At 75.4% G+C, this 12,156-nt stretch carries 14 protein-coding genes; 10 read left to right on the forward strand and 4 right to left on the reverse strand.

Going from position 1 to position 12,156, the window contains the following annotated elements:
• Nucleotide 1: 1 nt before the first annotated feature.
• From BS75_RS36895 to BS75_RS36905, 3 genes are all read left to right on the forward strand, one after another.
• Entirely contained in the window at nt 2-694 is a 693-nt protein-coding gene (locus BS75_RS36895; protein WP_034091331.1) for a hypothetical protein, read from the forward strand.
• A 46-nt stretch (nt 695-740) separates the two neighbouring features.
• A complete protein-coding gene (locus BS75_RS36900; protein ID WP_052070170.1) occupies nt 741-1,706 on the forward strand; it encodes a LysR family transcriptional regulator in 966 nt (321 codons plus the stop codon).
• Between the two features lie 95 nt (nt 1,707-1,801).
• Entirely contained in the window at nt 1,802-2,329 is a 528-nt protein-coding gene (locus tag BS75_RS36905; protein WP_034091332.1) for an NUDIX hydrolase family protein, read from the forward strand.
• A 43-nt stretch (nt 2,330-2,372) separates the two neighbouring features.
• Here the strand turns inward: BS75_RS36905 and BS75_RS36910 are convergent, their stop codons facing one another.
• Nucleotides 2,373-3,014, reverse strand: a complete 642-nt coding sequence (locus tag BS75_RS36910) for a hypothetical protein (protein ID WP_081983001.1) — start codon at nt 3,012-3,014, stop codon at nt 2,373-2,375.
• A gap of 102 nt (nt 3,015-3,116) precedes the next feature.
• Here BS75_RS36910 and BS75_RS36915 point away from each other — a divergent pair, with 102 nt between their 5' ends.
• The 4 genes from BS75_RS36915 to mshC all read left to right on the forward strand — a co-directional run bounded on the left by BS75_RS36915 (nt 3,117) and on the right by mshC (nt 6,624).
• Nucleotides 3,117-3,803: a histidine phosphatase family protein gene (locus tag BS75_RS36915; protein ID WP_034094528.1), complete on the forward strand. Its 687-nt coding sequence runs from the start codon at nt 3,117-3,119 to the stop codon at nt 3,801-3,803.
• Nucleotides 3,804-3,855: 52 nt separating this feature from the next.
• A complete protein-coding gene (locus BS75_RS36920) occupies nt 3,856-4,425 on the forward strand; it encodes a DUF3090 domain-containing protein (protein WP_034091334.1) in 570 nt (189 codons plus the stop codon).
• 29 nt (nt 4,426-4,454) lie between these two features.
• On the forward strand, nt 4,455-5,309 hold the full coding sequence (locus tag BS75_RS36925; RefSeq protein WP_042437888.1) for an SCO1664 family protein: 855 nt from the start codon (nt 4,455-4,457) through the stop codon (nt 5,307-5,309).
• Nucleotides 5,310-5,397: 88 nt separating this feature from the next.
• The gene (gene mshC / locus BS75_RS36930; RefSeq protein WP_034091335.1) at nt 5,398-6,624 is read left to right on the forward strand and encodes a cysteine--1-D-myo-inosityl 2-amino-2-deoxy-alpha-D-glucopyranoside ligase; all 1,227 of its coding nucleotides are present in this window, start codon (nt 5,398-5,400) and stop codon (nt 6,622-6,624) included.
• A gap of 45 nt (nt 6,625-6,669) precedes the next feature.
• Here mshC and BS75_RS36935 read toward each other — a convergent pair whose 3' ends face one another.
• The gene (locus tag BS75_RS36935; RefSeq protein ID WP_034094530.1) at nt 6,670-7,827 is read right to left on the reverse strand and encodes a glycosyltransferase; all 1,158 of its coding nucleotides are present in this window, start codon (nt 7,825-7,827) and stop codon (nt 6,670-6,672) included.
• Between the two features lie 101 nt (nt 7,828-7,928).
• Here BS75_RS36935 and BS75_RS36940 point away from each other — a divergent pair, with 101 nt between their 5' ends.
• Entirely contained in the window at nt 7,929-8,714 is a 786-nt protein-coding gene (locus tag BS75_RS36940; protein WP_034091336.1) for a glutamate racemase, read from the forward strand.
• A gap of 106 nt (nt 8,715-8,820) precedes the next feature.
• Here BS75_RS36940 and BS75_RS36945 read toward each other — a convergent pair whose 3' ends face one another.
• Entirely contained in the window at nt 8,821-9,753 is a 933-nt protein-coding gene (locus BS75_RS36945; protein WP_052070172.1) for a polysaccharide deacetylase family protein, read from the reverse strand.
• Between the two features lie 155 nt (nt 9,754-9,908).
• Between BS75_RS36945 and BS75_RS36950 the strand changes: the two genes are divergently transcribed.
• A complete protein-coding gene (locus tag BS75_RS36950; protein ID WP_034091337.1) occupies nt 9,909-10,766 on the forward strand; it encodes a spermidine synthase in 858 nt (285 codons plus the stop codon).
• On the opposite strand, the gene BS75_RS36955 is transcribed toward BS75_RS36950, so the two are convergent.
• Nucleotides 10,756-11,427 (reverse strand): O-methyltransferase, encoded by a 672-nt coding sequence (locus BS75_RS36955; RefSeq protein ID WP_034091338.1) that lies wholly within the window; start codon nt 11,425-11,427, stop codon nt 10,756-10,758. The two genes, BS75_RS36950 and BS75_RS36955, sit on opposite strands and share 11 nt — an antisense overlap.
• A 136-nt stretch (nt 11,428-11,563) precedes the next feature.
• Between BS75_RS36955 and BS75_RS36960 the strand changes: the two genes are divergently transcribed.
• Entirely contained in the window at nt 11,564-12,142 is a 579-nt protein-coding gene (locus BS75_RS36960) for a nucleosidase (protein WP_034091339.1), read from the forward strand.
• Nucleotides 12,143-12,156: the final 14 nt, after the last annotated feature.

Here is a 12,156-nt window from a genome sequence, read left to right on the forward strand (position 1 = left end):
CATGCCCAAGCAGTTCACCGTGCCGACAACCCTGCTCCTCCTGAGCGCCGTGCTGAGCGCGGCGGCGACCGGCTGCAGCGGCGGGACGGCCACCGCACAGCCTGCGGCGGCCCGCACTGCCACCGCCACCACCACTGCCGCCACCGCCACCACCGCTGCCACCGCCGGTGGCGGCTGGGCGCTGACCGCGCCCGGGGCGGCGGCGGGCCTGGCCCGGTTCCAACCGCCCGCCGACGAGGCGGCGAAGCTGACCCAGGCGCTCGACCGGACCGCCCAGGAACTGGGGATCACCGGCAGCGCGGTCGAGGCGGTCTACGACGATCCCGCCCAGGGCGGCTATCTCGTCTTCGCCGGCTTCAACGGCTCCGGCTACGACCCGTCGGCGCTGGACCGGATGGCCCAGGTGCCGGCCACCCGGCAGGACGGGACCGGCGACCGGATCACCCAGGACTGGCAGCCGACGTCGGCGGGCGACCACGGCGGACAGGCCGGCTGCCAGGAGACCATGGTCCAGTCCGGCAGCCTGGCGGTCCTCTCGTCCTCCTGCCTGTGGCTGACCCGAACCACCTTCGGCCTGGTCACGTACTACCCGAACACCGGCAGCGACGACTTTCTGACGGACACCCCGGCCTCCGTGGTCGCCCCGTTGATGCGGAAGGTCAGGGACGCCGTCGAGCAGCCCGCCCGATCGTGATGGACTGTCCTCGGCCGATCGATCGACCGACGCCGAGGGAGCAGTCGTGGAGTTGGAGCCCAGGCGGCTCGTCGTGCTGCACACCGTGCAGCAGGCCGGCGGGATCGCCGCCGCCGCGCGGCTGCTGGGCATCAGCCCCTCGGCCGTCTCCCAGACGGTGCGCCGGCTGGAGCAGGAGGCCGGCGCGGTGCTGCTGGACCGGGCCGAGGGCCGGGCCGAACTCACGCGCACCGGCCTGGCGTTGGCCGCACACGGAGCCAGGATCGCCGAGGAGCTGTCCGCTGCGGAGCGGGCGCTGACCGGCACCGGCACGGCGGGTGTCGAGGGGCCGGTGTCGATCGGTTCGGTGCTGGCCGTGCTCACCGTCCTGGTCGCCCGGGTGACCGCGTCGCTCGCCGAGCGGCATCCGGCGCTGCGGCCGGAGTTGAGCGAGACGTCCGCCCCGGACGGGCTGCGGGCGCTGCGCCGGGGCGCGCTGGACGTGCTGCTGATCACCGGCGACCAGGAGCACCGGCCGGTCCCGCCCGCGGGCTGCGGGTTGAAGGTCCTTGCCCAGGAGCGGTACCGGGTCGGGGTTCCCAGCGCCTGGGGCGAGCCCCCGGCCGCGGCGGCCGGTCTGGCGGCCGTGCCCTGGATCGGGGCGCCGGACGGGAGCGCGCGGGCCCGGGCCCACGCCCGGCTGGCGGCCGAACTCGGCCTGCCGGAGCAGCCGACCGCCCATCGGGCGACCAACTGGTCGGCGGTGGCGGCGATGGTCCGCGCCGGGCTGGGCGCGGTCGTGCTGCCCGAGTCGGTCGCCTCGCGCACCCCGGGGCTGAGCCTGCTCCCGGTACCGGTACCGGGCACGTTCGAGACCCTGGTCCTGCACCGGCTCAGCGGCCCCGGTCAGGTCTCCGCGCCGGTGGCGGCGGTACTGACCCGGCTGGCCGAGGTGACCCTCGACGTGGCCGAGGAACTCTCCCGGGCCGGGCTGCTGGAGCGCGAACCCGTGGTCCGCACGACCCTGGTCTGACCACCGCGCCCGCCGGGCCCGCTGCCGTGGCCGACTTCGCCCCGGGGCCTGGTGTCGCACCCGCCCGATGCACGTACGATCAACCAATGTCAGACATGACGGAAACCACGCCCGGCTGGCTCGCCTCCGACGATCTGGAACTGGCGCGTGCCCGGATGCCCATCCTGTACGTCGAGGCGGTACCGGTGCGGGTCGACGACAGCGGTGAAGTGACGCACATCGGGCTCCTGTTGCGGATCGGGGCGGACGGGACCGTCAGTCGCGCCCTGGTCTCCGGCCGGGTGCTGCACCACGAACGGGTCCGCGACGCCCTGCTGCGGCATCTGGAGAAGGACCTCGGTCCGGTGGCGCTGCCCAGGGTCCCGGCCTCGCTGCAGCCCTTCACCGTCGCCGAGTACTTCCCGACGCAGGGGGTCACCCCGTTCCACGACCCCCGGCAGCACGCGGTGTCGCTGGCCTACATCGTCCCGGTGAGCGGCGACTGCCGGCCCCGCCAGGACGCTCTCGACCTGGTCTGGTTCAGCCCGCAGGAGGCGTCCTCCGCGCTGGTCCAGCAGGAGATGCCGGGCGGCCAGGGACTCCTGCTGAAGCAGGCCCTGGCCCACGCCGGCTGCCTGAGCTGAGCGCACCCGACCGCATCCCCCGCCCGCAACGACCGCCGGACCGCTAGCGGGCTGCTGGGACCAGCCGTCCCAGCAGCTCGCCGAAGGCCACCAGCCGGTCGATCTGCCCCGGCCCGCCGTCGTCCAGCGACTTGCTGAAACGGAACGCCTCCGGGCGGAACCGGGCGGTGCCCGCGCCGCCCTCGTCCAGCGCGACCGCGCTCAACTCCTGGACCGCGCCGGTGGTCACCACCACGAACACCCCGCGCCGGGCCCTGGCGCCCGCGCCGTCGCGGCCGACCAGGGTGCGCATCCCGACATGGCGCACCTCGGCCAGCGGCAGCACCTGGATCGACGAGTCCAGCACCGTGCCGCCGGGCGCGGTCCGGTCGGCGACCTCCTCGCTGTGCCAGAGGATCAGCCGCCGCCCGTCGCAGACCGCGGCCTCCTGCCAGACCGAGGCGCCGGCCTCGGTCAGGTCCACCACCCGCTCCAGCGTGAAGCCGCGCACCCGGTGCCGGCCCAGCACGCCGCCGATCGCCTCCAGCGCCACGTCCGGGTGGAGGAAGTAGGCCTCCGCCGCCTGCTCCAGCCGTCGGTACGGCGACCAGTCCGATCCCGGCAGCCCCACCGGGTACCCGCCGTCCTCCGGTCCCTGCGGGCCCCCGTCACCCGATCCGCGCCGCCTCGACACCCTGCTGAACATGGCTCGCCCCCCTTGCTCCCGGGGCGCGCGCCGACCGACCCCGGCCCTGGCCCTGCCCCTGCTGGAAACCCTACCCAAGACGACCCCCGTACGCTGGTGACCATGCCGACCCTGCTGCTCGTCCGCCATGGCCGTTCCACCGCCAACACCGCCGGGGTGCTCGCCGGCTGGACCCCGGGGGTGTCGCTCGACGCCCACGGCGAGAAGCAGGCCAAGGACCTCGCCGACCGCCTCGGTCCGCTGCCGGTGTCGCTGGTCGTCAGCAGCCCGCTGGACCGCTGCCGGCAGACCCTGGCGCCGCTGCTGGAGGTCAGGGACCAGCTGGCGCTGCGGCTGGACGAGCGGCTCGGCGAGTGCCGCTACGGCGACTGGACCGGCCGCCCGCTCGGCGAGCTGGCCTCCGAGCCGCTGTGGCGGACCGTCCAGGCCCAGCCCTCCGCGGCGGTCTTCCCCGGGCCCGAGGGCGAGTCGCTGCGCGAGATGAGCCACCGCGCGGTGGAGAGCGTCCGCGAGTGGGACGCCGAGGTCGAGCGCGAGCACGGCCCGGACGCGCTCTGGGTGGCCTGCAGCCACGGCGACGTGATCAAGGCGATCGTGGCCGACGCGCTCGGGCTGCACCTCGACCAGTTCCAGCGGATCTCGGTCGAACCCTGTTCGATCACCGCCATCCGCTACACCTCCCACCGGCCCTTCCTCCTGCGCCTCGGCGACACCGGTGAGCTGGGCGGTCTCGCCCCGCGCCCCAGCAGTGGCGACGCCGTGGTCGGGGGAGACACCGGCACCCGCTGACAGATCGGTAGGGTGGGATCGAACAGCGACGACAAGATCTGGAGCAGCCCACGTGCCCCGCCAGGTGTTCTTCTACGATCCTCCCGAGCGTTTCGTGGCCGGCACGGTCGGTGAGCCGGGCCGGCGCGCCTTCTACCTGCAGGCCAGCACCAGAGGCCGGGTGACCAGCGTGCTGCTGGAGAAAGCCCAGGTCGCCGCCCTTGCCGAGCGCATCGAGGAGCTGTTGGACGAGGTGGTCCGGCGCAGCGCCGGCAGCACCGAGGTCCCGGCCGTCGCGCCCGCCGACCTGATCGACAGCGCCCCGCTGGACCAGCCGGTGCTGGAGGAGTTCCGGGTCGGCACCATGGCCCTGGCCTGGGACGAGTCCATCCAGCGGCTGATCGTCGAGGCGCAGGCCCTGGTCGAGACCGACCCCGACGACCCGGACGACCAGGAGCCGTTCGAGGACGACGAGAACGGTCCGCCGATGCTGCGGGTCAGGCTCAGCGGGGCGATGGCCCGGGTCTTCGCCAAGCGCGCCCTGGAACTGGTCTCGGCCGGCCGGCCGCCGTGCCCGTTCTGCAGCCTCCCGCTCGACCCGCAGGGCCATGTGTGCCCGCGTCAGAACGGGTACCGGCGCTGAGCGCGCCGGTGGACCAGCCGCTGCCCGAGGTGGACCCCGCCGCCTCGGCGGCGCTCGCCGCCGACCCCGGGCGCGCCCTCGCCCTGCTGCGCACGGGCGAGCTGCGGATACACGGTCGGCTCACTGCGGCCTCCAACGCGGCCTTCTACTGCACCGTCACCGGCGCCGACGGCACGGCCGCGGTCTGCGTCTACAAGCCGGTGCGCGGCGAGCGCCCGCTGTGGGACTTCCCGGACGGCACGCTGGCCGGCCGGGAGGTCGCCGCCTACGAGGTCTCCGCCGCGACCGGCTGGGGCCTGGTGCCGCCCACCGTGCTCCGGGACGGCCCCTACGGCGAGGGCATGTGCCAGATCTGGATCGAGACCGGGGACGACGGGGCGGACGGCGACCCGGGGGAGGGCGGGGGCGACGCCCTGCTGGCCCTCCAGGACGTCGAGGAGCCCGAGCCGGGCTGGTGCGCCATCGGGCGCGCGGAGGTGGGCGAGGGGCGCACGGCGCTGCTGGTCCACGCCGACGACCCGCGACTGCGCCGACTGGCGGTGCTGGACGCGGTGCTGAACAACGCCGACCGCAAGGGCGGGCACCTGCTGCCCGCCGTCGACGGGCGGCTCTACGGCATCGACCACGGGGTGACCTTCGCGGTCCCCGGGAAGTTGCGCACCCTGCTCTGGGGCTGGGCCGGGGAGCCGCTGCCGGACGAGGCCGTCGCCGTCCTCACCGGGCTGCGGAAGGAGCTCGACGGCGAGCTGGGGGAGCGGCTGGCGCCGCTGCTGACCCCGGCCGAGCTGGAGGCGCTGCGGGCGCGGGTGGAGGGGCTGCTGCGCAGCGGCGCGCACCCGCTGCCGCCCACCGACCGGCACGCCGTGCCCTGGCCGCCGATCTGAGGGGCGCGGGAGCCGACGGCGGAGTGGGCGCAGGAAGGGGCCGAGGCACTGGTGCGAAGATCAGTTGAACCCGGTTAGAGTCATCCGTATGTATGCCTGGCCCGCCACTGAGGTTCCCGCGCTCCCCGGTCAGGGGAGTCCCCTGCACATCTTCGACACCGCCGCGAGCGGTCTGCGGAGGACCAGTCCCGGCCCCACCGCCCGGCTCTACGTCTGTGGCATCACCCCCTACGACGCCACCCACCTCGGCCACGCCGCGACCTACAACGCCTTCGACCTGATCCAGCGGGTCTGGCGGGACGCCGGGCACGAGGTGCTGTACGTCCAGAACGTCACCGACGTGGACGACCCGCTGCTGGAGCGCGCCGTCGCCACCGGCCAGGACTGGACCGAGCTGGCCGAGCGCGAGACCGCGCTGTTCCGCGAGGACATGACCGCGCTGCGGATGCTGCCGCCGGCCCACTACATCGGCGCGGTGGAGGCGATCCCCTCCATCGTCCCGATCGTCCAGGACCTGCTCCGGCAGGGGGCGGCCTACGAGCTCGACGGCGACATCTACTTCTCGGTCGAGTCGGACCCGCACTTCGGCGAGGTGTCCCGGCTGGACGCCGAGCAGATGCTGCGGTTCTTCGGCGAGCGCGGCGGCGACCCGGACCGTCCGGGCAAGAAGCACCGGCTCGACCCGCTGCTCTGGCTCGCGGCCCGTCCCGGCGAGCCCTCCTGGGAGACCGAGCTCGGCAACGGCCGCCCCGGCTGGCACATCGAGTGCGTGGCCATCGCGCTCGGCCACCTCGGCATGGCCTTCGACATCCAGGGCGGCGGCAGCGACCTGGCCTTCCCGCACCACGAGATGGGCGCCTCGCACGCCCAGGTCGCCACCGGCAGCCACCCCTTCGCCCGCGCCTACGTCCACGCCGGGATGGTCGCGCTGGACGGCGAGAAGATGTCCAAGTCGCGCGGCAACCTGGTCTTCGTGTCCCGGCTGCGCAAGGACGGCGTCGACCCGGCCGCGATCCGGCTCGCCCTCCACGCCCACCACTACCGCAGCGACTGGGAGTGGACCGGCGCCGACCTGGAGCGGGCCGAGCAGCGGCTGGCGGTCTGGCGTGCGGCGGTGTCCCGCCCGGACGGCCCGGACGCCGTCGAGCTGCTGGCCGAGGTCCGCGCGGCCCTCGCCGACGACCTGGACACCCCCCGCGCCCTGGCCGCCGTCGACGCCTGGGCGGCCCGGCAGCAGGCCGGGGGCGGCAGCGACACCGGCGCCCCCGGCGTGGTCTCCCGCACCGTCGACGCGCTGCTCGGCGTGGCGCTCTGACACCCGGCTGAGCGCCCCCGCCCCGCTCCCGGCGGACGGGGGCGCTCAGCCCTCCATCGCACCGTAGGTGCGACCCTTCCAGGCCGCGCCCCGGCCGCGCCAGTGCTGCACCGCCGAGTCCACGGTCATCAGCAGGTACATCCCGGCGGTGAACGGCAGCAGCAGTGCCTCCCAGACCGGACGCCGGTAGTAGCCGAGCATCGGCCGGAAGGTCAGCGCCATCAGCAGCCAGGCCGCCAGGCCGAGGACGGTCAGCGGGGTGTCCCCGCCGACCAGCCCGGCCACCACCGCCAGCGGCGGCACCAGGTACACCAGCGCCAGCCCCAGCACCGTCCCGGCCAGCAGCGCCGGCGAGTGCCGCAGCTGGGCGTAGGCGCTGCGGGAGACCATCCGCCACAGCTGCCCCAGCTCCGGGTAGGGGCGGACGCTGTCGACCCGGTCGGCCAGGCCCAGCCAGGTCCGCCCGCCGTTCCGCTTCACCAGCCGGGCCAGGTTGACGTCGTCGATCACCGCGCCCCGGATCGCGGCCACCCCGCCCGCGCGCTCCAGTGCCTCCCGGCGCACCAGGCTGCAGCCCCCGGCGGCCGCCGCCGTCCGCGCGCCGGGGCGGTTGCTCCGGCGGAACGGGTAGAGCTGGGCGAAGAAGTAGACGAAGGCCGGGACGATCAGCTGCTCCCAGCGGGTCTCCGTGCGCAGCCGTGCCATCTGCGAGACCAGGTCCAGGTCGTTGGTCTCGGCCGCGGCGACCAGGCTCTCCAGCGAGTGCGGGCCGTGGGCGATGTCCGCGTCGGTGAGCAGCAGGTAGTCCACGTCCTCCCCGGCCAGCTCGACGCCGTGCCGCAGCGCCCAGAGCTTGCCGGTCCAGCCGGCCGGCGGCTCGCCCGGCGCGGTCACCGTGAGCGGCAGCGAGCCGGGGGCCTCGCCGAGCCGCCGGGCCAGCTCGCCGGTGCCGTCGGCGCTGCCGTCGTCCACCAGGATCAGCCGGGCCTCGCCCGGGTACTCCTGCGCCAGCAGCGAGGGCAGGCTGAGCGGCAGCACCTCCGCCTCGTCCCGGGCCGGGACCACGACCGCCACCCGGGGGTAGGCGGTGAGCTGCGCCCGGCGCGGCAGCCGGACGTCGGTGCGCCAGAACCAGCCCTGACAGAAGGTCAGCCACAGCCAGGACAGCAGCGACAGCAGCGCGATGATCACGAGTAGCGACACCGCGCCAGTCTGCCGCACCGCGGCAGGGCCCGCACGCGTCTGCCGGTGCACGTTCCCGGCACGACCCCCCGGCCGCCGGGGATCGACTATCGTCGATGCTTGTGAAGATCGCACTGATGGACTCGGGAATCGGCCTGCTGGCCGCCGCCGCCGCCCTGCGCGAACTGCGCCCCGACGCCGACCTGGTGCTCTCCTCGGACCCGGACGGGATGCCCTGGGGGCCGCGCACCCCCGCCGACGTCGCCCGGCACGCCCTGGACGTCGCCCGTGCCGCCGCCGCGCACCGCCCCGACGCGCTGATCATCGCCTGCAACACCGCCTCCGTGCACGCCCTGGACGCGATCCGGGCGGAGCTGGAGCCGGAGATCCCGGTCATCGGCACCGTCCCCGCCATCAAGCCGGCCGCCGCGGCCGCGTCCGGGGGACCGGTCGCCATCTGGGCCACCCCGGCCACCACCGGCAGCGCCTACCAGCGGCGGCTGATCCGCGACTTCGCGGACGGCGCCGAGGTGGCCGAGATCCCCTGCCCGGGGATGGCCGACGCGGTCGAGTACGCCGACGAGCGGGCCATCGCCGCCACCGTCGCCGCAGCGGCCGCCCTCACCCCGCCGGACGTGCGGCAGCTGGTGCTCGGCTGCACCCACTACGAACTGATCGCCGACCGGATCCGGGCCGCCCTGGGCGACCCGGAGGGCCTGGCCTTCCACTGCTCGGCCCGCCCCACCGTGGCCCAGGCGGTACGCCGGGCCGGGGCGGCGGCCGGGGCCCGCCGGGGCGGCGGCACCCTGCTGGTGCTGCGCAGCGGCCGGGTCGAGGAGCTGCCCCCGGCGGCGCTGGCCTACGACGAGGGCAGGCTGCTCACCGGGGCGCTCTCGGCCGCCGGCTAGCCGCCCGTACCCGTTCCGGTGCGACGGTCGGCCTGTCCCGCTGGACAGGACAGGCCGACCTGTCCGGGCCCCCGGGTCCCCGGGACGGTGGGCGGTTGCGGTGCGGTCAGACCGCGACCGCGCCCCGCAGTCGGCGCGCCGTGGGCGTCCAGCCCGACAACACCCCGTCGAACATCCCGCGCGAGGTGCCCGGGGTCACCTTCAGCCGGCTGATCCGCAGCGGGTCCGGCTGTCCCCCGCCCGCGCCGCGCAGGTCGAACAGGGTGCCGTCGCTGACGAAGGCGCTGCGGTAGGCCAGTCCCCGCAGCAGCGGGGCCACCCGCTCGTCGAAGACCGCATCGGGGTAGGCGAAGGTGCGCGGCTGCTCACCGGTCAGCCGGGTGAGCCGCTCGTGGCCGCCGGCCACCTCCTCGCGGACCACATAGCCGTCGCAGGTGTCGAGCCGGGCGTGGCTGAGCGTGTGGTTGCCGAGCTCGACCCCGCCGTCCCGCAGTGCCAGCAGGTCCGCCGCCGTCAGCTGGGGCGTGCCCGGGGCCGGCCGACGGGCCGTCACCCGCAGCTCCTCCAGGCTGCGCCGGCGGTCCGGGTCGGGCAGCGCGGACAGCGCCGCGACCACGTCGCCGGGCGTCCGGCCGGACAGCCCCCGGGCCCGGCCGCCCTGCTCGACCAGGAAGCGGGCCTCCTGCCACCAGTAGGGCCGGTCGGTGTCGACCAGGCCCGGTACCACGAAGGCCACTCCGGGCACCCGGCGGGCGGCCAGCACCGGCAGCGCCTCGGTGGCCGCGCTGCGGTGGCCGCGCTCGAAGGTCAGCAGTACGGCGTGCGGCGGCAGCGGAGCGCCGCCGGAGAGCGCCCGCTCCACGTCGTCCAGCGAGACCGGGGCCGCGGTCCGCTGCAGCCGCTCCACCTGGGCCGCGAACGCCTGCCGGTCGGTGACGTCCTGGAAGGTCAGCACCGCGAGCCGCCGGGCCGCGCGTCCGAGCGGCAGGGCCGGGGGGAGCGCCGGACGGGCCAGAGTGGTGGTGTTCGACTGTCGCACGGATCTTCCTTCCGTCGTGCCGAGCGACGCCGACGAGGATACGAGGGGTGCCGAAGTGTCGCTCAACACATGGAAGACCCGCACCTCGGGGGGAAGGTTGTACGGCGAGGGGGACAAACTTTCCAGGGGTGCCCGGGCCCGCCACAATGGGACGCATGGCCGATCCGCTCGCTGACCCGCTGCCCGTCGAACGCCGGGTCGACCTCGGCCTCGCCCGGCTCCTGCCCGACCTGGACCGGCCCAGCGCCTGGCTGCTCACCCTGGACGACGCGCCGCAGTCCTACGTCGACCTGGACGACCCGCTGCACCTGGAGTTCGAGTACGTCCAGCGGTTGGCCCACGTCGCCGACCTCGCCGCCGAGCCGGGGGTCCCGGTCGCCGCGCTGCACCTCGGCGGTGCCGGGATGACGCTCCCGCGCTACCTCGCCGCGACCCGTCCCGGCTCGGTCCAGGACGTGGTGGAGCTCGACGGGGCACTGACCGAGCTGGTCCGGGACCGGCTGCCCTGGCGCGAGCGGTCGTTCACGGTCCACCGGGCGGACGCCAGGGAGTACCTGGCCGGACTCCCGGACGGCAGCGCGGACCTGGTGGTCGCCGACGTCTTCGGCGGCTCGCGGATCCCGGCGCACCTGACCTCGGTCGAGTTCGTCCGCGAGGCGGCCCGGGTGCTGCGTCCCGGCGGCAGCTACGCGGCGAACTTCGCCGACGCCGCCCCGCTCGACTTCGCCCGCGCCCAGGTCGCCACCGTCCGCTCGGTGCTGCCGGAGGTGTGCCTGGTGGCCGAGCCCTCGGTGCTGCGCGGGCGGCGCTACGGCAACCTGGTGCTGCTGGCCGGGACCGGCGAGCGGCCGCTGCCGGTGGCGGAGCTGGGCCGACGGGTCGCCGCCGACCCCTTCCCGGCCCGGGTGGTCCACGGCGACCGGCTCGACCTGCTGGTGGGCCGGGCGCGGCCGGTCACCGACCGCACCGCCGCGCCCTCGCCGGCGCCCCCGGAGGGCGCGTTCAGCCTGTGACCAGCGCCAGCGCGAAGCCGTCGTAGCCCTTGGTGCCCACGGTCTGGACGGCGGTGCCGTCCAGCCGGGGCTCGGCGGCGATCAGCTCCAGCGCCGCGCGGGTGCCCAGGACGTCCGGGTCCTGGTTGTCCGGGTCGCCGACCCGGCCGCCGCGCACCACGTTGTCCACGACGATCAGCGTCCCCGGGCGGGAGAGGTCCAGCGCCCAGCGCACGTAGTGCGGGTTGTTGGCCTTGTCGGCGTCGATGAAGACCAGGTCGAACGGGCCTGCGCCCTCGTCCTTGAGCTTGGGCAGGCTGTCCAGCGCCGCGCCCACCCGGACCTCCACCCGGTCGGCGAGCCCGGCGGCGGCGATGTTGCCCCGGGCGACCTCGGCGTGCCGGGGGTCGTACTCCAGCGAGATCAGCCGACCGCCCTCGGGCAGTGCCCGGGCCAGGCAGATGGTGGAGTAGCCGCCCAGGGTGCCGATCTCCAGGATGTTCGCGGCCCCCCGGATCCGGGCCAGCAGCTGCAGCAGCTTGCCCAGCGGCGCGGAGACCGCGATCTGCGGCAGTCCGGCGGCGTCGCTGGCCGCCAGGGCGGCGTCGAGGGCGGGGTCGGACGGCGCGACGGTCTGGCCGAAGTAGTCGTCGACGGCGTTCCAGAGATCGGACGAACTCATGGCGGATCCTCCTGTGGCCCGGGGGAAGGGTCCTGACGGTGCGTTCCCTTCGTCGGCAATCTACCCCGCCGTCCGCCGCCTCCGTGCGGCGCCGACCGGCGTGGGCGGGGCCGGAGCGGCTGTCTACCATGGCGGGATGCGCCTCATCGGAGAGATCGACCCCGCCCGCCCGCTGCTCGTCGTCGCCGTCGAGGGCGAGGCCGCCCATCTGGACGGCAGCCTTCCGGTGCTGCTCACCGGGATGGGCAAGGTCAACGCCGCGGCGTCGGTCGCCTCGGTGCTGGCCGGCCCGGTGCGTCCGGCGTCCGTGGTCAACCTGGGCACGGCCGGTGCGCTCAAGCCGGGTTGGAACGGCACCCACGAGGTGCGCGGGGTGATCCAGCACGACCTGGACACCGGGGCGCTGCACAGCCTGACCGGGCTGGTCTGGGGCGCGCCGCTGGAGCTGCGGCCGGGGACGGACGGGCCGGTGCTGGCCACCGGCGACCTCTTCGTCTCCGAGGAGCGGGCCCGGGCGCGGCTCGCCGAGCAGGCCGACCTGGTCGACATGGAGGGCTACGCGGTCGCCAGCGTCGCGCTCGCGGCCGGGCTGCCGGTGCGGCTGGTCAAGCACGTGAGCGACGAGGCGGGCGAGGGCGCGGCCAGGACCTGGCTGGACTCGCTGGACGACTGCGCCCGGGTGCTCGCCGCGTGGGTGGCGGAGGAACTGGGCTGAGGCCCGGCCCCGGA

Origin of the sequence: Streptacidiphilus albus JL83 (genome assembly GCF_000744705.1) — a bacterium.
GTDB lineage: Bacteria > Actinomycetota > Actinomycetes > Streptomycetales > Streptomycetaceae > Streptacidiphilus > Streptacidiphilus albus.